Below are 20,656 nucleotides of genomic sequence, written 5' to 3' on the forward strand. Positions count from 1 at the left end.
AGCGAATTCCGACAACTTCCATCTCGTCTTCCGCTTTAGCTTTTCCCCACATTAGGAGAGAAGCATGAACGCCAATCCAAAATTCCTTTCCGCCGACGCTCATGTCGATGCGGCCGCCGTCGCCCCGCTGCCGAATTCCCGCAAGATCTACGTCACCGGCTCGCGCGACGACATCCGCGTGCCGATGCGCGAAATCAGCCAGTCGGATACACCGGACAGCTTCGGCGGCGAAAAGAATCCGCCGGTGTTTGTCTACGATACGTCGGGTCCGTATTCCGATCCCGACGCCACCATCGACATTCGCGCCGGCCTGCCGGCGTTGCGCCAGGCCTGGATCGAAGAGCGCGGCGACACCGAAGCGCTGAGCGGCCTGTCGAGCGACTTCAGCCGCGAACGCGCCGCCGACACGGCCACCGCCGATCTGCGCTTCCAGGGTCTGCATCGCACGCCGCGCCGCGCCAAGGCCGGCGCCAACGTTTCGCAGATGCACTACGCGCGCAAAGGCATCATCACGCCGGAAATGGAGTACATCGCGATCCGCGAAAACCAGCAGCGCGCCGCGTATCTGGAATCGCTCAAGACGAGCGGACCGAACGGCGAAAAGCTCGCCGCGATGATGGGCCGTCAGCATCCGGGCCAGGCATTCGGCGCGAGCGCCTTCGGTCCGAACGGTCTCACCGAAATCACGCCGGAATTCGTGCGCGACGAAGTGGCCCGCGGCCGCGCGATCATCCCGAACAACATCAATCACCCGGAAAGCGAGCCGATGATCATCGGCCGTAACTTCCTCGTGAAGGTGAATGCGAACATCGGCAACTCGGCGGTGACGTCTTCCATTGGCGAAGAAGTCGACAAGATGACGTGGGCGATCCGCTGGGGCGGCGACACGGTGATGGATCTCTCCACCGGCAAGCATATCCACGAAACGCGCGAGTGGATCATCCGCAATTCGCCGGTGCCGATCGGCACGGTGCCGATTTACCAGGCGCTGGAAAAGGTCAACGGCAAGGCCGAAGACCTGACCTGGGAAATTTTCCGCGACACGTTGATCGAGCAGGCCGAACAAGGCGTCGATTACTTCACGATCCACGCGGGCGTGCGTCTGCAATACGTGCCGCTCACGGCCAAGCGCATGACGGGCATCGTCTCGCGCGGCGGCTCGATCATGGCGAAGTGGTGTCTCGCGCATCACAAGGAAAGTTTCCTGTACGAGCACTTCGAGGACATCTGCGAAATCATGAAGGCCTATGACGTGGCCTTCTCGCTTGGCGACGGCCTGCGTCCCGGCTCGATCTACGACGCCAACGACGAAGCGCAGCTCGGCGAACTGAAGACGCTCGGCGAGCTCACGCAAATCGCGTGGAAACACGACGTGCAGACGATGATCGAAGGCCCCGGCCACGTGCCGATGCAACTGATCAAGGAAAACATGGACCTGCAACTGGAATGGTGCGACGAAGCGCCGTTCTACACGCTCGGACCGTTGACCACCGACATCGCCCCCGGCTACGACCACATCACGTCAGGCATTGGCGCGGCGATGATCGGCTGGTTCGGCACGGCGATGCTCTGCTACGTGACGCCGAAGGAACACCTGGGCCTGCCGAACAAGGACGACGTCAAGACCGGCATCATCACCTACAAGCTCGCGGCCCACGCGGCGGATCTGGCGAAGGGCCACCCGGGCGCGCAGGTGCGCGACAACGCGCTGTCGAAAGCACGCTTCGAGTTCCGCTGGGAGGACCAGTTCAACCTCGGTCTCGACCCGGACAAGGCGCGCGAATTCCACGACGAAACGCTGCCGAAGGACTCGGCCAAGGTCGCGCACTTCTGCTCGATGTGCGGCCCGCACTTCTGTTCGATGAAGATCACCCAGGACGTGCGCGAGTTCGCCGCCCAGCAAGGCGTCACCGACGACGAAGCCTTGAAGAAAGGCATGGAAGTAAAGTCGATCGAGTTCATGAAGAAGGGCGCCGAGATCTATCAGCGGCAGTAATCGCCGGGAGGCGGACCGGCAGGCAGACGGCCGGCCTTGCTGAAATACACGGTAACGACTTTGCAACCTGACCCGCGACGGCTCGGCGTAAGCTAGCAAGATCAGCTGGGAAGATGATGCCGTTTTGCGCATGCCGGGGGCGGTTTCGGGCACCCGGCTTGCGCACCATTCACATCAACCGTCGCGGCATCCGGACGTCAGGAGCATGTCATGCGTTTTATTTCGGCTACCAGCCGCCTCGCCGCCGCGGCTGCGGTGCTCGCCCTTGCAGGCTGCTATTACCCTTACGGCTACTATCCGTATGGCGCGAACGGCTACTACCCCACCGGGCAGGGTCCGGCCACGCAAAACGCGGTGCCGGTCACGGCAAGCGGCGAACCGGAGCCGGCGTTGAATGACCACAGCCGGATTCCGGCTCCGCCGCCGCCATCGGTGACGGCTTCGGGGTCTTACGTGGTGCCGTCGGCGTCCGCATCGTATGCGCCCACCCAGCAGAGTTATGCGCCGGCTCCGGCTGCCGCACCGGCTTATTCATCGGCCTATCCGGTCTATCCCGCCACTTATCCGGCTTACTATCCCGCGTACCCTGCGGCCTATCCGGCCTACTACGGCTACGGTTATGGTTACGGCTATCCCGCTTACTACGGCCCGTCGGTCTCGGTCGGCTTTGCCGGGTTCTGGGGCGGCGGTTGCTGCTGGGGCGGTGGTTGGCACGGCGGCTGGGGTGGCGGCTGGCATGGCGGCGGCGGTCACTGGCACTGAGGTTTTCGCAATTAACTTTTTGCTTTAGTACCCGACGATAGATGGCGGCAGGCGGTCTGCGAGTGATCCAGGCCACCCTCCCGACCGCGACGCCGCACCGCCGGAGCGCCGCACCACCATGTCGCCGGCGATCTCCACGGTCGCGCCGCCATCGCCTTGCGCTTCTCCCCATTCCTGCATTAACTCCTGCATTAATAGTCGCCCTGACTGCCGCGCCATGCGCGCGCCACCTGCGCGTCAGCGGACCGTCACCTGGCCGCCATTTGCGTCGCGGTTTGACCTCACTCCCGTAGTTTCCCGTCTTGACTGCGCCAGCGCGGGCTCTATGCTGCAAACGGTATGTGCACTATCTGTTTAAATACGCGATACGGTGCTGTACCCACACGCAGCGACACCGCCATCCGTCCTGATCATCTGACGCGTCACGCAAAACGCAACCGGTCGCGCCGACACGAACAACAAAGAAGGAGACGTGATGTTTCACCAACTGTTGACCCCCATCGGCAATTCGCTATTGCCGTCGTTTCTGGTTGCCGCGCTGCCGATCCTGGTCGTGCTGGTGCTGCTCGGCTGGGCCCGGCGTCCCGCCTGGCAGGCCTCGCTCGCCGGACTGATCGTCGGGCTGCTGGTGGCGATCTTCGGCTGGCAGTTTCCGGTCGGACTCGCCCTGAACACCGTGGTCGCGGGCGCGGTGTTCGCGCTCTGGCCGATCATGTGGATCGTGGTCGCCGCGATCCTGCTGTACAACATCGCGCAGCGCTCGGGGCGCTTCGCGGCGTTCCGCATGTGGATGATCGACAATCTGCCGAACGACCGGCGCATCGTGCTCGTCGTGATCGGCTTTTCGTTCGGCGCACTGCTTGAGGGCATCTCCGGTTTCGGCACGCCGGTCGCCATCACCAGCTCGCTGCTGATCCTGCTCGGCTTCCCGACGCTCGAAGCCCTCACCTTCACGCTGATCTTCGATACCGCGCCGGTCGCCTTCGGCGCGCTCGGCGTGCCGATCACCGTGCTGGCCGCGGTCACGCACCTGCCGGCCGATTCGCTCGCCAAGATGGTCGGCCGCCAGTTGCCGTTCTTCGCCTTCCTGCTGCCGTTCTACGTGATCGCCGTGTACGCGGGCTTTCGCAATATGCTGCGCATCTGGCCGGTGCTGTTCGTCGCCGGCGGCAGCTTCGCGGCCACCCAGTTCGTGGCGTCGAACTACGTCAACTACAGCCTGACCGACGTGCTCTCGTCGCTGGTCTCGCTGATCGTGACGGTGTCGTTCCTGAAGGTCTGGAAACCGGCGCCGGATCCGAAGTTCGCGGTCAACATCGACCGCATCGGCGAAGTGCGCGGCAAGATCAGCGGGGCGCAGGGCTGGTATCCGTGGATCATCGTTTCGGCGGTCGTGATCATCTGGACCGTCGCCAAGGTATTCACCATCGGCGACGTCAAGGTGCCGTGGCCGGGTCTCGACAAGGCCGTCTACATCACGCTCTACCACACGCCTTACGGCGCCATCTGGGACTTCCAGCCGCTCGCCACGGGCACGGCCATTCTGGTCGCGGCCATCATCACCGCCTTTCTCGTGCGCATTTCGCTGCGTGAATTCGGCGCGGCCATCGTCGATACCTGGGTGCAGACGCGCATCGCCATTCTGACGGTGGCCACCATCGTCGGGCTGGCCTATCTGATGAACTACTCGGGCCTGACCTACACGCTGGGTCTCGGTGTGGCGTCGGTGGGAGCCTTCTTCCCGCTGGTATCGGCCTTCCTCGGCTGGATCGCGGTGTTCCTGTCCGGCAGCGACACCTCGGGCAACGCCCTGTTCGGCAACCTGCAGGTGGTGGCGGCCAATCAGCTGACCCTGAATCCGGTTCTGATGGCGGCGACCAACTCGTCGGGCGGCGTGATGGGCAAGATGATCTCGCCGCAGAACATCTCGACGGGCGTCGCCACCACCGAGCTGAAAGGCAAGGAAGGCGTCGTGTTCGCGAAAACCTTCAAGCACTCGCTGGTTCTGACGATCGTGCTCGGGATTCTCGTATGGCTGCAGCAGAACTTCCTGCAATGGATGATTCCGCACTGACGGGGATCTGAAGCCGACCCGGCGACCGCCTGCCTGCTTGCTTGCGGTCGTTTAGGTCAAAAAAAGGAGCACGCCTGCGGGCGTGCTTTTTTTCGCCTTCTTGGCTTGCCCGGCCTTTGCCTTATCGGTTGGCCCGTACCCGCGTCTCTGTCAATTTTTCTCACATAGCCGTGAGAATTGATCGTTTTACGGCAGTCGCCGCGCGCCCTACGCTTGAGCCGGAAGAATCTGCCCTAGCAAGGCGATCTTGCTGTTTCATTCCATCCTGAAATATTCGCGACATCCCGCTGCTACCATTTCCTGGCGTCTCGACTCAACCGCGCGCGGCGTGCTCTTCATGAATTCCAAAAACATCTTTCAGCTTCTCGTGCTTGCCGCCCTATGGGGCGCATCGTTCCTGTTTATCCGCATCGGCGTGACCGACTTCGGAGTCGCGCCGTTGATGGCGCTGCGCGTCGGCATCGGCGCGCTGTTTCTCGCAATCGTGCTGTTCGCGCGGCGCCCGGTACGCCAATCGCTCGCGATCCTGCGCAGCCGTGCGCTGCCGCTGCTGGTGGTCGGCATCCTGAACTCGGCGGCGCCGTTCTGCCTGTTTGCCTACGCGGAATTGACGCTGTCGGCGGGGGTCACCTCGGTGATCAACGCGAGCGCGCCGCTGTGGGGCGCGCTGGTCGCCTACCTGTGGCTCAAGGATCGCCTGAGCGCGCTGCGCAGCGCGGGCCTCGTGATCGGCTTCCTCGGCGTCTCGCTGCTCGTCTGGGATCAGATCGCCGCGCCCCATGCCGGCAGCGCCACGCCCCTGAGCGCCGCGCTGGCCGCCGTCGCCGCGCTCGGCGCGACGCTGCTCTACGGCGTGGCCGCCAACTACACGAAGCGGCACCTGACCGGCGTCGATGCGCTTACTGTCGCCACCGGCACCATGCTCGGCGCCACGCTCGTCCTGATCGTGCCGGCGGTGATCTACTGGCCCGCCACGCCTATTTCGCTGCATGCGTGGGGCGCGTTGCTCGCGCTGGGCGTCGCCTGCACGGGCATCGCCTACATGCTGTACTTCCATCTGATCGCCACCATCGGCCCGGCGCGCGCCATCACGGTGACGTTCGTGATCCCCATCTTCGGCATTTTGTGGGGCGCGCTGTTCCTCGGCGAAAGCGTCTCGCCGGGCATGCTCGAAGGCTGCGTGGTGATCCTGATCGGCACCGCGCTCGCGGTTGGGGTGGTCAAACGGATTCCGTGGTCCGGCCCACGGCGGCCGACCCGCGCCGACACCTGAAGCGCCGCGCGCCGGATCCTTGCGTTGACGGCCATGCGCCCAAAAAAATAGCCCGCGCTCCATTGGAGCGCGGGCGAAACCGTCGCCCTACGAGGATAGGCGACGGGGCCACTGGGGCCGCGCGTCACGCGCGCAGGCCGTCATCGGGCAAAGCACCGGTTCGTTGCTGCGCCGGCGCTTGAAATCATCGTGTTGCGGGACGGGCCTGCCGTGTGTGTGTCGCAGCCTTACCAGCCGGCTGCGACGCGGGCATCGGTCCCCATGAGGTAATAAAAGCAGCTTGCGTGCCAACCTGAAACCCGTCTGTCACACAGATATAAGTCTTTGATTTTTATATTTATTTCTCAGACTTCAGGTTGAATGACAAGGTGGGAGGCGATGCGTTACGCCGTAACGTCACGTTACGCGCGGCCCCCACACAGGGGACAGGGGCCGCGCCCGGCTCATCAGCGCAACCAGCGGCGACGCGGCGCCGGATGGCGCGCACGCAGGGGCGCGCGTCCTGAGTCCTGCGACGACAGCGCCGCGCCGCACACGAGCGCGAGAACGAGCAGGCTCGCTGCCCACATCCAGTAGGGAATGACGTCGAACATGGCTGGTCTCCTTGGTCATGGTTTGCCCAGACAAGCAAACTCCATGCGAAGCGCATTGCCATCGACGGTGACGACGCTCAGGCCTGCTTCGTAGGTGACGCTGGCCCGGGTCCGAAGCCCCATCTCAAGGACTAGGACTTCCTACAGCGAGCCTGCGGCCGTTTGCAGCCCCTCCGGCGCCCCTCTTTTCGCCGGGCATAAAAAAACCCGCCTGAAAACATCCCAGGCGGGTTTTTACAAGAACCGGACAGCGGATCAGCGCAACTGATCGACCACGAGGCTCATGATTTCCTTGGCGGGCGCCGAGGTGTCGACATTGCCCTTTTCGTCCACCACCGCGACGCGGGTCTGATCCGGCGTCACCGCCCGCACGTTGACGAGATACTTCTTGGCGACCTTTTCGGTCTTACCGTGGATCACCTGGCTCCAGAAGCCCTGCTCAGCCGAAGTCATGTCTTTCGGATCCACGTAGCGGATCGCGTACAGGCCGAGCGTGCGGTCGCGGCCGTCGACCGTGAAGTTGCTGCGGTCGAGCGCGAGGCCCACGCGCAGCCAGGCGCGGTCATACGGCTCGCCGAGCGTGAGTTCCGTGGCCGTGTACTGCGCCGTGGTGGTCGACGTCGCGGCTGCCGCCCCCTGCTGATCCGGCGTGGCCGGCTGGGTCGACATGGCGACGTTTTCAGCCGCTGCCCTCGCGGCGGCGGAATTCGCCCCCGCGCCCGGCGCCGACTGCGTGCCGGCCGGCGACAGTGCCGTGCTCTGCGTGCTGGTGGCGGCGGCACGCGAATCGGCCGCGGCCAGCGATGCCATCAGGCGCTTCAGGTATTCCGTCTCGAGGCCCGGATCATTCGGCTTGGGCTGCCAGGTGCTGGAGTCGTTGTTGGTGCCGGTGAGGGCTTCGCGCATGCCCTTCTGGCTGATGAACACGTAGGTGCCGCCGTTCGGCGCCGCTTCGAGGCGGGTGCGGTACTTGTTGCGTTCCGACGCCACGTAGGAATTGCCCATCGCCTTCGACAGCGTGTCGCGGATCAGGCCGTCGTTGATCGACGCGTGGGTTTCGTTCCAGTCCGTCTCCATGACGCCCTTGTCGCGCTGGTCCACCACCAGCAGGAAGCCCTGTTCCTGCCAGAAACGGCGAATCTGCGCCCAGGCCTGATCCGGCGTCTTGCCGTCGATCACCAGCCAGCTCTCGGTGCCGTCGCGCTGGATATGCATGCCCTGCACTGCCGGGACCACGGTGAGGTCCGAAACCGGCGCCTGTGCCTGCACCTGCTTGAGGGTGGACAACGAGGTCTCACCGCCCTGGGGCGGAAGCGAACGCTGATCGGCCGTCTCCTCGATCAGGTTCGGCGGCACGGCCAGTGAAACCTGCTTGGATTTGGAGTCGCTCTTGTAGTCAATCTGGGTCGGCGACGAGGTACCGCAGCCGGCGACCAGCCCGCCTGCCATCAGCAATACTGCATACCGCTTGGTAAGACGAAGATCAGTCATGTTCAGGGAATCCTTCCGCTACGCCACGGCAAGTTTCCGTGGATCAACCCGTTATTTTACCGATCCCGGACGCTCATGTGCAAAAAGCCGGTTTGACGGCCACTTTATGAGGTCGCCGGGTCGCGTTTAGCCCTCGGTTTGAAGCCTCGGCACAGGGCTTGAGGACGCGCTGAAACCGTCCCGTTCCTGCAAGAAAACCTGCGTCAAAAACATTCAAGCAGTGCGTGGCGCGGACACGATTTAACATTTCACAACATTCCCCACATCAATGTCAGATCATCCTGACGGGGACACCATGTCATTGTTTTGAAAGGTAATTCCAGACCCAGCTACCGTTCTTTTTGATATTCCAAAAAAGGCCGTTCTACCCCGCCAGCATTGATCAGGAAACCTGAGTGATATCTTGAATTGGTCATCCCGAAAAGAACGAAGAGGTCGGCCATGAAGATTCCGAGGAGCATCCCCCTGTCTGTTTTTGGAGGCGTCGCGTTGTCGGCGACGCTGACCCTGTCACTTCCCGCAACCGACGCCCGCGCGGCGCTCGGCGACACCACCGCCGCCGTGGCGGGGTCCGCCAACGCCGCGCCGGTCGCGCTGCTCAACGGCGCGGTGCAGATGCGCACCCAGGTCGACGCGGGCGGCACGACGATCCACGAATACGCGTCGAGCACCGGCCAGATCTTCGCCTACACCTGGCAGGGGCCGACCATGCCCGACCTGCCGGCATTGCTCGGCGCCTACAACGCCTCCTACCGGACCGGCGCGGCGGCCACCGCCGCGAGCCAGGACCTGCACGAGTCGCGCGTCGCCCAGTCCGACGTGATCGTCGAGTCGGGCGGCCAGATGCGCAGCTACGTGGGCCGCGCCTGGCTGCCGGCCGCGCTGCCCGCCGGCGTCACTTCCGCCGATCTGCCCTGAAGGAGCCCCATCATGCCAACCCGCACGATCTTCCTGCTCCTGCTTTGCAGCTCGCTGGCCAGCTTCCTCGCCGCATGTGGCGGCGGCGGTGGAGGCGGTTCCGGATCCACCGCTTCCATCGGCTCGCCCGCCCCAGCCTCCGCACCGGCGGCGCCCTCCGGCCCGGCTAGCGCGCCGGCCGCCAGCACGCCGGCGACGGTTCCCCAATCCAGCACGCCGAATGTCCAGCCGATCGCCGTCACCACGGCGCCCGGCCAGACCCGCAATATGCTGACCACGAGCGTCACGATCTGCACGCCCGGCACCAGCAACTGCGCGACCATCGACAACATTCAGGTCGACACCGGCTCGCAGGGCCTGCGCGTGCTGGCCTCGGCCGTGCCGGCCAGCCTGCAACTGGCGGCATTACCGTCCGGCAGCGGCACGGCCGGCGAGTGCGCCGTGTTTGGCGGCGGCTATACCTGGGGAGCGGTGCGCAGCGCGGATGTGCGCATGGCTGGCCAGCTTGCCGCGTCGCTGCCCATCCAGTTGATCGCCGACCCCAGCGTCCCCACCGTGCCGACCGACTGCGCCGGTTCGGGCCTCGCCATGCAGACCAACGCGACCTTGCGCAGCAACGGCATCCTCGGCGTCGGCCTGTTCTCGGCGGACTGCGGCGGCGGCTGCGTCAATTCGGCTCTGCCGCGCTGGTACTACAGTTGCACGGCAGGCGGCGCCTGCCAGGGAAGCACGCAGCCGCTCGCCCAGCAGGTGACGAATCCGGTGGGCGCCTTCCCGCTCGACAACAACGGCGTCGTCATCGACCTGCCGGCGATCGCCGCCGGTGGCGCGGCGTCGGTCACGGGGTCGCTGATTTTCGGCATCGGCACCCAGGCCAACAACGTACTGGGCGGCGCCACGGTGCTGCGGGCCAACGCCGCGAGCGGCTACGTGAGCACGGTCAGCGGCGGCCAGACCTACTCGCAAAGCTATCTGGACAGCGGCTCGAATGCGCTGTTCATCGCCAATGCCGGCCTGTCCCAATGCGGCCTGTGGTACTGCCCGGCCACGCCGGTATCGGCCACGGCGAGCATCGCCGGAATCGACGGCACAGCCTCCACCGTCGCCTATTCGGTCGGCAATGCGACGACGCTTCTCGCCACCACGAATAACGCCTTCGACAATCTCGCCGGCGTCACCGGCAGCAGCTTCGGCTGGGGCCTGCCGTTTTTCTACGGCCGGCGCATTTACACCGCAATCGAGGCGCGCCTGACCTCGGCGGGCAACGGTCCGTACTACGCGTTCTGAGCGTCAAGCACTTCGCTTCGCCTTCCGCTCGCTTCGGCGCCGGAAGGCTGAAGCCTGCCCGGTCGCCGCTCGGGCCCGGTCAGATTCCCGAGCGCGATTTCAGCATCGCGTTGTCAGGGCGTTAATCAGTACAAGGATTATCTGGCGCGCGTCGACGGATGGGATGTGTTCCTGAGCCCGTTCGCGTTGGGCGATACTCGAGCGCGCCGGCATCTGCGCCAAGGGCGGCGGGCGTGCCGGGCGCCTGACCATCAGTGATGAACTCCCGCCGCTGGATACCGCGCGTGCCGCTATAAGGCTGCGGCTTTATTCTGCGGTTCCGCTGGCGGCGCTGTCGGTCTGCACGAGTTCCTTGGGCGCGAGCCAGCGGAACGATGCCAGATCCAGGCCAGTGAACGTGCACTCTGCGGCCACGGCCTTCACCAGTTTCTTGGGTTTGATGGGTTTGCCGCTAGCCAGCGTCGCGGAGGCGCCCGATGCGGCAGCCAGCGCCGTGGCGGGTGCGGAAGCTGTGGTCGCGGCGGATGCCGCGCCCGGTGCGGATGCAAGCTGCGTCGCAGATCCTGCCCTGGCTCCCGATGCCGCCGTCACCTTGGCAGCCGCAGGCGCTCCCGCCACCTTCGGCGCCGAAGCCGCCGCTTCCGCGGCGGTCTGCATCCGCGAGAGTGAAGCCTCGACCACGACCCGCGTGCCGTCGATGCCCGTGCCGCGGTGGTCGATGGAGAGCTTGCCGGCGGTTGCGTCGATCAACTGCTCGGGCGGCACGTCGGCCAGCTTGCTGCGCATCATCTGTTCGCACGCGTCGGTGTTCTTGTAGACGGCCGTACATCCTGCCAGCAGAACGGCGGCGAGGGTAGCGCATGCGAGAGACAGGGTGCGGATCTTCATTGATATTCCGATTTTCAGGCTGTCGGCATTGTAGCGTAAGGGCCGCGCGGCAGGCGTCGCCGCGCCGGGGCGCGAAAGCGCCGCGCTGCTGGCAGAATGGCGGCTCGCTTCTCTAGAAACGCCGGGCCGCGCCGGATCTTGCCGATGGCCTGCCCGGTCCGCCATTCCGTGCCGTACCCGGACCGTCCGCATGCTCAGTCTCGTCGTCCTTGCCATTGGCGCGTTCGCCGCCACCAATATCGACAACCTGTTTGTCCTGCTGGCGTTCGTCGCCGAAGCGCGCGGCTCGAAACGACGGGTCATCGCCGGTCAGTACGCGGGTTCGCTGGTGCTGATCGCAATCGCGATCGGTCTCGCCGAGATGTTGCGCAGCCTGCCGCCCGGCTATGTCGGCGTGCTGGGGATGCTGCCGATCGGCGTCGGCCTCGTCAAGGCGTGGACGCGCTTTGGATTTGGCTCGCGAGCGGCGGGCGACACGGCGTCGGACGCCTCTGCGGCCACGCCGGCGGGATCGTCATGGCTGACCGTGGCCGGCGTCGCCATCGCCAACGGCTCGGACAATCTCGCCGTGTATGTGCCGCTTTATGCGGGACATACACGCCTCGATTGCGTGGCGATCTCGTGCGTGTTCGTCGTGCTGATCGGCCTATGGTGCCGCGGCGCCATCTGGCTGGTCGGACATCCCTTGCTGGGCGCGCCGATCCGCCGCTACGGCACCGCCTTGCTGCCGTTCATTCTGCTCGTGATCGGCGTCTCGGTGATCGTGCAGAACGATACACTGCGCGTGCTGTTCGGGATCTGAGAGGATCGGGGAGTGTCTGCGAGCCGCCGCCGTTTTGCCCACGCCGGCGTGCTCGAACCAGCGTGTTCAAATTTAGTTGCGCCAGCTAATCGCGTTTCCGCTCAGTTCGCCGGGGCCTGCTGCACCGAGCCATGCACGCCGGCCAACGGCGCGCCGTAACCGCCCGCCTCGGCATTGTTCGGCAAGCCGTTGGCAAGCTGCGCGCGCGGGTCAACCGGGTTGAGATTCATCTCCCCGGCTTGCTGATTGCCATGCGACGGATATTCGCTACCGAGCGGCGCATTCGGCATCAACTGCCGTCCGTTTTGCGGCGCGTTGACGTCGTCCTGCGGCGAGAGACCCTGGGCGCCCGCGTGGGCGGCGACGCCAAATGCGGCCGCGCACAGAACGGCCTGCAAGAGTTTCGATGTTAGCTTCATGATGCCTCCGGAAAAGTCACTGAGTTACTGCCACTGAGTTACTGCGTCACTCAAGAAGGTCGCGCATGATTCGCGCCTGATCGAACGGAATTCAAGGTTCGTTGCAACCCGCTTCGTTCAAGCCTTACTTACCAGCATAGCCGAGCCAAACCGCGCTTGCCGGGTATCAAGGCACCGCTTGTCAAACTTATACGCAGCATCTGCCCGAACGGTTTCAGATAACCTAACCCGACGGACCCATTGCGTTACCAAAGCGGCGCATTTACGTGCGTTTCATGCTCGTTTCAGGGGCGATATCCGAGCACCCACAGCCAACATCAACGCGGGAAAAAGCGGTTCTCCGGCCGCGGCAAACCCAGGTTTTCGCGCAAGGTCGTGCCTTCATATTCGCGGCGGAAAATGCCTCTGCGCTGCAGTTCCGGAATCACCTTGTCGACAAAATCGTCGAGGCCGCCCGGCAGATGCGAGAACATCACGTTAAAGCCGTCTGACCCTTCGCCGACAAGCCACGCCTCCATCTGATCGGCGATCATGCCGGGCGTGCCCACCATCTCCAGTCCCGAATAGCCACCCATGCGCTGCGCCAGTTGACGAATCGTCAGCTTGTCGCGCTCGGCCCACTCCACCACGCGCTGCCGGCTGGTGCGGCTCGCATTGCTTTCGGGGATCTCAGGCAGCGGACCATCGGGATCGAAGCCCGAGACATCGTGCCCAAGCGCGATGGAAAGCGAGGCAATGCCGCTGTCGTAATGCACGAAAGTGTCCAGACGTGCGCGCTTTTCGAGCGCCTCGTCGAGTGTGTCGCCTACCACCACGAAGGCGGCGGGCAGGATCTTCATATGGTCGCGTGGCCGTCCGAGTTTCTCCATGCGGCCTTTCACGTCAGCGTAAAAACGCTGGCCCTGCTCGAGCGTGGTTTGCGCGGTGAACACGGCCTCGGCGGTTTCGGCGGCAATCTGCCGTCCCGCTTCCGACGATCCGGCCTGCACGATCACGGGCCAGCCCTGCACCGGCCGCGCGATGTTGAGCGGTCCGCGCACCGAATAATATTGGCCCTTGTGATCGAGCACATGCAGCTTGTCCGGATCGAAGAAAATGCCGGATTCGACGTCGCGAATTAGCGCGTCATCGGCCCAGCTATCCCAGAGGCCAGTGACGACATCGAAGAATTCTCGGGCGCGGCGATATCGTTCGTCGTGCTCAACATGTTCTTCGAGACCGAAGTTGAGCGCCGCGTCGGGATTCGACGTCGTCACCAGATTCCAGCCGGCACGTCCCCCGCTAATATGATCGAGCGAGGCGAAACGGCGCGCCACGTGATACGGCGCATCGAATGTCGTGGATGCCGTCGCGATCAGGCCCAACCGTTCAGTCACGGCCGCAAGGGCCGGCAGCAAGGTCATCGGTTCGAATGAGGTCACCGTATGGCTGCGCTTTAGCGCCGCGATCGGCATGTTGAGCACGGCGAGATGATCGGCCATGAAGAAGGCGTCGAAGCGGCCGCGTTCGAGCGTCTGCGCAAAACGCTTCATGTGCGCGAAGTTGAAATTGGCATCCGGGTAAGCGCCCGGATAGCGCCAGGCGCCGGTGTGAATCGTCACCGGCCGCATGAAGGCGCCGAGACGCAACTGCCGTGGTTGAGCTGACATAAAAGCGATCTCCGCGTGATTCGATAAGCGCGTATCACCCTACGGGCGATGCGGGATTGTGGGGCTTGCATGACCCGGTGTGCGACGCCGTGCGTGGCATGTACGCAGGGAACTCGCGAAATAACATACGCTGAATCCGCCGCGCCTGCAGACTGCATGCACTGACTAGCGTGTAAAGCCCGCGTGCAAAGCGCGCCGCAAACGCTTATCGTTAGGCCTGTTGCCGTTTTGCCCATACGTTTTGCTCACAACGTTGCCCATAATCATCCCGGCTCACTCGAACCCACATCAGGCGCCATGACTCACCACTCACCTCCGATGCTTCGCACGCTGCGTTTCACACTTGCCGGACTTACCGCCGCCCTGCTTCTCGCGGCCTGCGCCACGCCGCCATCCGGCCCGGACTCGCTCGCCGCCGCGGTCGCCGGCCCGCAGCGCAGCGACGCCGCAAAGGCGCGCGACATCTACCGCCATCCGCAAGGCACACTGCAATTCTTCGAAATCGCGCCGACGCAAACGGTGCTGGAAATCGCCCCGGGCGGCGGCTGGTACACGGATATCCTCGCGCCGTACCTGCACGATCAAGGCTCGCTGTATGAGGCCGAATACGAAAGCCCGTCGCCCGCTGCGGCCGCCGAAGAAAAGGCCGGCGACGCCGCTTTCGCGCGCAAGCTCGCGGCGAGCCCGGCCATTTACGGCAAGGTCGTCGTCGGCACGCTGCAGGCGGGGCAGTTCAACGGCTTCGCGGCCGACGGCAACGTCGATCGCGTCTTCACGTTCCGCAATATCCATAACTGGATCAAGGACGGCCAGCTCGACGCCAACCTGCGCGCGTTCTACCGCGCGCTCAAACCGGGCGGCCTGCTCGGCGTCGAAGAACATCGCGCGGCGCCCGGTACGTCGCTGCAGCAGATGATCGACAGCGGCTATGTGACCGAAGCCTATGTGATCGAGCATGCGCGCGCCGCGGGTTTCCAGCTTGCCGGCAGCAGCGAGATCAACAGCAATCCGCGCGACACCAAGGACTACCCGCATGGCGTGTGGTCGCTGCCGCCCACCTACGAAGGCGGCAGCGTCGACAAGGCGCGCTTTGCCGCCATCGGCGAATCGGATCGCATGACCTTGAGGTTCGTGAAACCCAACTGAGTCCCGTTGCTGATCTAGGCCGTCAATATGACGTCCTGAATGACGCAATAACGCCGACAAACGCCGCCCCCGCCCCGGCTCGCATGCAATATCGCTGGCGCGGGTTTCCTTGTGATCTTTCGTTAGTTCGCGCGGGAGGCGTCTTTCTTTACATTAACCGGTCTACTCCAACCCACCTCTGGATCCTGGGAGACCAACCATGAAGCGGTTCTTCAATCGTGCGCTGGGCCGGCTCGCCGTGCTGGCGGCGGGCCTCGCAACGATGGCGGCGATGGTGTCCGCGCATGCCGCGACACCGCCGGAGATTCGCCTCGACTATGCGTATTACTCGCCGGAAAGCCTCGTCATCAAGCGCTTTGGCTGGCTGGAAGACGAGTTCAGGCCGGACCATACGCAGATCAAATGGGTCTTGAGTCTCGGCAGCAATCGCGCGCTGGAGTACCTGAATAGCGGCGCTATCGACATGGGCTCGACCGCCGGCCTTGCCGCCGTACTCGGCAAGGCGAACGGCAATCCGATCAAAACGGTGTACATCTTTTCGCGCCCCGAATGGACCGCGCTGGTGGTGCGCAAAGATTCGCCCATCAAATCGCTTGCCGACCTCAAAGGCAAGAAAATCGCCGCCACCAAGGGCACCGACCCGTTCCTTTTCACCTTGCGGGCATTGCATACGGTGGGCCTCACGCGCGACGACGTCGAACTCGTGAACCTGCAGCATCCCGATGGCCGCACGGCGCTCGCCAATAGCCAGGTAGACGCATGGGCCGGGCTCGACCCGCATATGGCCGCCGCGCAGATCGACGATGGCGACCGCCTGCTGTACCGCAACGTCGACTTCAACACCTATGGCTTCCTGGACGCACGCGAAGCGTTTCTCCAGCAATATCCGCAGACGGTGGCGCGCGTGCTGAAAGTGTATGAAAAGGCGCGCGTATGGATCGTCGCGCATCCGGACGATGCCGCGCAGATCGTCGCCGAAGAGTCGAAAGTCTCGTTGCCGGTGGCCAGGCTGCAATTGCAACGCAACGACTTCAGCCAGCCCGTGCCCGGCGCGCAGCAGATCGCGGCGCTCAAGGCGGCCGCGCCGATTCTGGTTCAGGAGCAACTGGTCAAGCCCGGCACCGATTTGCCGCAGGTGATCGATGCGCTGGTCGACACCCAGGTCGCGCAGCCCGTCGTGACGGCCGCAAGAACTCAGTGAGTGAACTGATGGCCTCCGTTCATGAGGACTCTTTATCATTCGACGCAGACGGCACAGCACATCACGCGTCGCTGGTAGCCCACGCCCCGCAGGCGCATGGCGCCGGCCATGTCAATGCTGATGCCAATGCCGCCGCGCCGGTATCGAAGCCGCGCCCAGGCGGCCTGCGCCGCTGGCATCTCGCCGGCCTCGTGCTGCCCGTTGCATTGCTGGCGTTACTCGAAGTGCTGGTGCGCACCAATGTCGTGCCGGATCATCTGTTGCCCGCGCCGAGCACGATCGCGCAAACGCTCTGGCAAATGGGCGCCGCCCGTCTCGGACGTCATATCGCCGCCAGCACACTGCGGGTGCTGGCCGGTTTCGGCATTGGCGCCGCGCTGGCGCTGATACTCGGTGCCGCAATGGGCCTGAGCCGTCGCCTCGACGCCCTGCTCGAACCTTGTTTTCAGGCACTGCGCTCGATTCCATCGCTCGCGTGGGTGCCCGTACTGCTGCTATGGATGGGCATTGACGAGGCGCCGAAAATCACCCTGATCGCAATAGGCGCCTTTTTTCCGGTGCATTTGAGCGTGGTGGCCGGGATTCGCGGCGTCGATCGCAAGCTGGTCGAACTCGGCGCGATCTATCGGCTGAAACCAGCCGAGCTGTTTACGCGCATCCTCTTGCCTGCCGCCTTGCCGCAGATTTTCACCGGCCTGCGTACCGGCCTCAGCCTTGCATGGATGTTCATGGTCGCCGCCGAACTGATTGCCGCCACGCGCGGCCTCGGCTACATGCTGAGCGACGGCCGCGAAACCGGCCGCCCCGATCTGGTATTCGGCGCCATCATTCTGCTTGCTGTGCTCGGCAAACTAAGCGACGGCGCGATGCGCTGGCTGGAAAACAGCGTGCTGGGTTGGCGCGACGCCTTCGACGCATTCAGCGACCAGACGCGCGCAGGAGAGCAGCCATGAGCACGCCCTCCTCTCAATCGACGCTGCTCGATGTGCGCGTCGAGGCCAAACATTACGAAGCCCGCACCGTGCTCGATCATCTGTCGTTACGGATAGCGCCAGGCGAGATCGTGAGCCTGGTGGGACCGAGCGGTTGCGGCAAGAGCACGCTGCTGCGGATCATTGCCGGGCTCGACCGCCGCTATCAGGGTGAAGTGCGGGTGAACGGCGTGCCTCAGCAAGGGCCGTCGCCACAGATCGGCGTGATCTTTCAGGAGCCGCGTCTTTTGCCCTGGCTCACCGTGGCCGATAACGTCGGCTTCGAAGCGGGCCGTGGTGGCGGGCGCGATCCGCGCGTGGCCCATCTGCTTGCCGAAGTGGGGCTTGAGGGCCACGAGCATGCGCTGCCCAAGGCGCTCTCAGGCGGCATGGCGCAGCGTGTCGCCATCGCGCGAGGCCTTTTCTCGCAACCGGATCTGCTTTTGCTCGACGAGCCATTTAGCGCCGTCGACGCCATGACGCGCATGCGCCTGCAAGCCCTGCTGCTTTCGCTGACGCATGCGCATGGCACGGCTGCCCTGCTCGTCACGCACGATATCGACGAAGCGTTGTATCTGAGTGATCGCGTCCTGCTGATGGCGGCGGCGCCGGGACGCATCGACCGCGAATATCGCGTGGCGCGCCCACGGCCGCGGGACCGGCGCGATCCGGTGCTGGCTGATTTGCGGGCGCAAGTGCTCGAAAGGCTCGACGCGTTCGAAGCGGTGTGAAACGAGGCGATCGGCCACCGGCGGCTGCGGACGATTAACTCCGCGTCCATGCCTTATCACTGGCAGTCGCCCGCGCGCGTCGGCACTACGCGCGAACCATCAGGCTCATTGGGTCCACGCCTGCGGCAAAGTCTGCGTCAGCGTCGACACAAACTGTGCGGTCTCCGCCTGCCGAGGCTGCGTAAATATCTGCCGCGACTCGCCCGCTTCCACCACCACGCCGTTATTCAGAAACACCACATCGCGCGCAATCGACGCCGCCAGCCGCAGATCGTGCGTCGCCATCAGCATCGTCATGCCTTCTTTGGCGAGCTGCTTCAGCACTTCCACCACTTCCGCCGCCAAACCCGGGTCCAGCGCCGAGGTCGGCTCGTCGCACAACAGTACCTCAGGCGACGGCGCCAGCGCCCGCGCAATCGCGACCCGTTGCTGCTGTCCGCCCGAAAGCGTCGCCGGCCACGCATCGGCTTTTTGCGCGATGCCGACCTTCGTCAGCAATTCATGCGCGCGCTCGCGAGCCCGCGCCTTGTCCCATTTCTGTACGGTCAGGAGTCCTTCCATTACGTTCTGGATCACCGTCAGATGCGGAAACAACTGGAAATTCTGAAACACCATGCCGGTGCGGCGTCGGATGGCCAGCACCGCGTCACGCGCCGGCTTGCGCTCGCGGCTAAATTCGAGCCGCTGTTCGCCGAGTTGCAGCGAACCGCCCTCGGGAATTTCGAGCAGGTTCACACAGCGCAGCAGCGTACTCTTGCCGCTGCCGGACGGGCCGATCAAGGCCGTGACGTTGCCCGAAGCCAGCGTGAGGTCCACCGCGTTCAGCACACGATGCTCGCCGAAGTACTTCTCGATGCTTTCCAGTTTGATCATCCGTTACCTGCCTGGAAAAGTGCGTGCCGCCCGAAGCGCTTTTCGAGCCGGACCTGTGCCGAGGACAATACCGAGCTGAACACCAGATAGACCAGCGCCGCTTCCGTATAAAGAATCAGCGGTTCATAGGTAACCGAAGCAATCCGTTGCGCCGCCTGAAACACCTCGGGTACGGTGAGCACCGCGGCGAGCGAGGTGTCCTTGACGAGCGAGATAAACGAGTTGGAGAGCGGCGGCAAGGCCACCCGCGCTGCTTGCGGCAGGATTGCGCGGCGCAGCGCTTCGCCACGCGTCATCCCCATCGAATAGGCCGCTTCCCACTGGCCTTTCGGGATCGATTCGATCACACCGCGAATCACCTCGGAGTTGTACGCGCCCACGTTCAGCGAGAAGCCGATGATGGCCGCTGTCAATGGATCGAGCACGATCCCGACGTTTGGCAGTCCGTAGAAGATCACGAATAGCTGCACCAGCAGCGGCGAGCCGCGAATCAGCCAGACGTAGAAACGCACCACCGCCACCGCCCAACGCGGACCGAACAGGCGAATCAGCGCGGCGGCGAACGCCAGCGCAAGACCCAGCGCAAAAGAAGCGAGCGTAAGCGGCACAGTGAACACCAGCCCCGCATACAGCAGGGGCCACAGCGACTGCGCCATCAGATGCAACCAGGCTGGCATGCTTCAGATCCTTCGGTGGCGTGCGGCGCTTACTGCGAGACGTCCTTGCCGAAATACTTCTGCGAGATCTTTTCGTAGGTGCCGTCGGCCTTGATGTCGGCGAGCGCCTTGTCGATGGCGGCGACCAGTGCCGGGTCGCCCTTGCGCAGCAGCACGGCGGACTTATCGCTGTCGCCGGAATTGTCGATGGCGACGATCTTCACCTGGGCGTCCGGCTTATGCTTCTTGAAGTCGAGGAACGAGAGCGAATCGTTGACGGTCGCGTCGACACGGCCCGAAGTCAGCAGATCGATGGATTCGTTAAAGCCCTGTACGGGTACGACATCCGCGCCATGGTCCTTGGCGATCTTGCCGAAGTTGCTGGTCAGCGTATTGGCCGATTTCTTGCCTTTCAGGTCGTCGAAGGTCTTGATGGTGGTGTTGTCCGCGCGCACGATCAGCGCCGCGTGCGAGGCAATGTACGGACTCGAAAAATCGTATTTGACCTTGCGGGCATCCGTGATGGCCACTTCGTTGATGACCGCGTCATAGCGGTTCACGTCGAGCCCTGCAATCAGCCCGTCCCATTTGCCTTCCACGAATTCCGGCTTGACGCCCAGACGCTTTGCAATCTCAGTGGCAATTTCCACGTCGAAACCGGTCAGCTTGCCGGACTCGTCATGGTAAGTGAACGGTGCATAAGTGCCTTCCGTGCCGACCTTGAAGACGCCGGACGACTTGATCTGCGCGAGTTCGTCGGCGGCGAAGGCGGAGGTCACAGCCGCGGCCTGCAGCAGTGCAATCAGCAGAATGGAACGAATCGATTTCATGAGAAGTGCTCCGCAGGTATTGGTATGGAGATTCGATGCCTGCCCGGCGAGCCGCCCCGGCAGAGTGGGCGGACTGTAGCAAACGGTCTCCCATTC

19 protein-coding genes are annotated in these 20,656 nt (G+C 64.0%); 11 read left to right on the plus strand and 8 right to left on the minus strand.

Annotated elements, in window-relative coordinates; translation table 11 throughout:
• Window positions 1-64 precede the first annotated feature (64 nt).
• From thiC to FQ755_RS20380, 4 genes are all read left to right on the plus strand, one after another.
• On the plus strand, window positions 65-1,996 hold the full coding sequence (gene thiC / locus FQ755_RS20370; RefSeq protein WP_144156593.1) for a phosphomethylpyrimidine synthase ThiC: 1,932 nt from the start codon (window positions 65-67) through the stop codon (window positions 1,994-1,996).
• A gap of 210 nt (window positions 1,997-2,206) precedes the next feature.
• The gene (locus tag FQ755_RS37535; RefSeq protein ID WP_186308608.1) at window positions 2,207-2,758 is read left to right on the plus strand and encodes a hypothetical protein; all 552 of its coding nucleotides are present in this window, start codon (window positions 2,207-2,209) and stop codon (window positions 2,756-2,758) included.
• Between the two features lie 475 nt (window positions 2,759-3,233).
• A complete protein-coding gene (locus tag FQ755_RS20375) occupies window positions 3,234-4,832 on the plus strand; it encodes an L-lactate permease (RefSeq protein WP_144156594.1) in 1,599 nt (532 codons plus the stop codon).
• A 337-nt stretch (window positions 4,833-5,169) separates the two neighbouring features.
• The gene (locus FQ755_RS20380) at window positions 5,170-6,105 is read left to right on the plus strand and encodes a DMT family transporter (protein WP_144156595.1); all 936 of its coding nucleotides are present in this window, start codon (window positions 5,170-5,172) and stop codon (window positions 6,103-6,105) included.
• Window positions 6,106-6,551: 446 nt separating this feature from the next.
• Here the strand turns inward: FQ755_RS20380 and FQ755_RS37540 are convergent, their stop codons facing one another.
• Both FQ755_RS37540 and bamC read right to left on the minus strand, forming a co-directional pair.
• Window positions 6,552-6,698 carry a hypothetical protein gene (locus tag FQ755_RS37540; RefSeq protein WP_186308609.1) on the minus strand — a complete coding sequence of 49 codons (147 nt, stop codon included), beginning with the start codon at window positions 6,696-6,698 and terminating at the stop codon, window positions 6,552-6,554.
• 255 nt (window positions 6,699-6,953) lie between these two features.
• Window positions 6,954-8,189: an outer membrane protein assembly factor BamC gene (gene bamC, locus FQ755_RS20385; RefSeq protein ID WP_144156596.1), complete on the minus strand. Its 1,236-nt coding sequence runs from the start codon at window positions 8,187-8,189 to the stop codon at window positions 6,954-6,956.
• Between the two features lie 441 nt (window positions 8,190-8,630).
• On the opposite strand from bamC, the gene FQ755_RS20390 reads away from it, so the two are divergent.
• Together FQ755_RS20390 and FQ755_RS20395 are read left to right on the plus strand one after the other, a co-directional pair.
• A complete protein-coding gene (locus FQ755_RS20390) occupies window positions 8,631-9,107 on the plus strand; it encodes a DUF2844 domain-containing protein (protein WP_144156597.1) in 477 nt (158 codons plus the stop codon).
• Window positions 9,108-9,119: 12 nt separating this feature from the next.
• On the plus strand, window positions 9,120-10,394 hold the full coding sequence (locus FQ755_RS20395) for a DUF3443 domain-containing protein (protein ID WP_144156598.1): 1,275 nt from the start codon (window positions 9,120-9,122) through the stop codon (window positions 10,392-10,394).
• 306 nt (window positions 10,395-10,700) lie between these two features.
• On the opposite strand, the gene FQ755_RS20400 is transcribed toward FQ755_RS20395, so the two are convergent.
• Window positions 10,701-11,282 (minus strand): hypothetical protein, encoded by a 582-nt coding sequence (locus FQ755_RS20400; RefSeq protein WP_144156599.1) that lies wholly within the window; start codon window positions 11,280-11,282, stop codon window positions 10,701-10,703.
• A gap of 190 nt (window positions 11,283-11,472) precedes the next feature.
• Here FQ755_RS20400 and FQ755_RS20405 point away from each other — a divergent pair, with 190 nt between their 5' ends.
• Window positions 11,473-12,084 carry a cadmium resistance transporter gene (locus tag FQ755_RS20405; RefSeq protein WP_144156600.1) on the plus strand — a complete coding sequence of 204 codons (612 nt, stop codon included), beginning with the start codon at window positions 11,473-11,475 and terminating at the stop codon, window positions 12,082-12,084.
• Window positions 12,085-12,185: 101 nt separating this feature from the next.
• Here FQ755_RS20405 and FQ755_RS20410 read toward each other — a convergent pair whose 3' ends face one another.
• Together FQ755_RS20410 and FQ755_RS20415 are read right to left on the minus strand one after the other, a co-directional pair.
• Window positions 12,186-12,503 carry a hypothetical protein gene (locus tag FQ755_RS20410; RefSeq protein WP_144156601.1) on the minus strand — a complete coding sequence of 106 codons (318 nt, stop codon included), beginning with the start codon at window positions 12,501-12,503 and terminating at the stop codon, window positions 12,186-12,188.
• 317 nt (window positions 12,504-12,820) lie between these two features.
• The gene (locus FQ755_RS20415; protein WP_144156602.1) at window positions 12,821-14,152 is read right to left on the minus strand and encodes an LLM class flavin-dependent oxidoreductase; all 1,332 of its coding nucleotides are present in this window, start codon (window positions 14,150-14,152) and stop codon (window positions 12,821-12,823) included.
• A 297-nt stretch (window positions 14,153-14,449) separates the two neighbouring features.
• On the opposite strand from FQ755_RS20415, the gene FQ755_RS20420 reads away from it, so the two are divergent.
• The 4 genes from FQ755_RS20420 to FQ755_RS20435 all read left to right on the plus strand — a co-directional run bounded on the left by FQ755_RS20420 (window position 14,450) and on the right by FQ755_RS20435 (window position 18,201).
• Window positions 14,450-15,298: a class I SAM-dependent methyltransferase gene (locus FQ755_RS20420; protein WP_144156603.1), complete on the plus strand. Its 849-nt coding sequence runs from the start codon at window positions 14,450-14,452 to the stop codon at window positions 15,296-15,298.
• Between the two features lie 199 nt (window positions 15,299-15,497).
• Entirely contained in the window at window positions 15,498-16,499 is a 1,002-nt protein-coding gene (locus tag FQ755_RS20425; RefSeq protein ID WP_144156604.1) for an aliphatic sulfonate ABC transporter substrate-binding protein, read from the plus strand.
• An 8-nt stretch (window positions 16,500-16,507) separates the two neighbouring features.
• Complete coding sequence (locus FQ755_RS20430) at window positions 16,508-17,452, plus strand: ABC transporter permease (RefSeq protein ID WP_144156605.1); 945 nt, start codon at window positions 16,508-16,510, stop codon at window positions 17,450-17,452.
• Window positions 17,449-18,201: an ABC transporter ATP-binding protein gene (locus FQ755_RS20435; RefSeq protein ID WP_144156606.1), complete on the plus strand. Its 753-nt coding sequence runs from the start codon at window positions 17,449-17,451 to the stop codon at window positions 18,199-18,201. Before FQ755_RS20430 ends, FQ755_RS20435 begins: the two co-directional genes overlap by 4 nt.
• 105 nt (window positions 18,202-18,306) lie before the next feature.
• On the opposite strand, the gene FQ755_RS20440 is transcribed toward FQ755_RS20435, so the two are convergent.
• From FQ755_RS20440 to FQ755_RS20450, 3 genes are read right to left on the minus strand one after another with little or no spacing between them, the layout of a single operon-like run.
• Window positions 18,307-19,074, minus strand: coding sequence for an amino acid ABC transporter ATP-binding protein (locus FQ755_RS20440; RefSeq protein ID WP_144156607.1), 768 nt, complete (start codon window positions 19,072-19,074; stop codon window positions 18,307-18,309).
• On the minus strand, window positions 19,071-19,751 hold the full coding sequence (locus FQ755_RS20445; protein ID WP_144156608.1) for an amino acid ABC transporter permease: 681 nt from the start codon (window positions 19,749-19,751) through the stop codon (window positions 19,071-19,073). The genes FQ755_RS20440 and FQ755_RS20445 overlap by 4 nt, the downstream gene beginning before the upstream one ends.
• Window positions 19,752-19,780: 29 nt before the next feature.
• Complete coding sequence (locus FQ755_RS20450) at window positions 19,781-20,560, minus strand: amino acid ABC transporter substrate-binding protein (protein WP_144156609.1); 780 nt, start codon at window positions 20,558-20,560, stop codon at window positions 19,781-19,783.
• Between the last annotated feature and the right edge of the window lie 96 nt (window positions 20,561-20,656).

The organism is Paraburkholderia sp. BCC1885 (assembly GCF_900996235.1).
GTDB lineage: Bacteria > Pseudomonadota > Gammaproteobacteria > Burkholderiales > Burkholderiaceae > Paraburkholderia.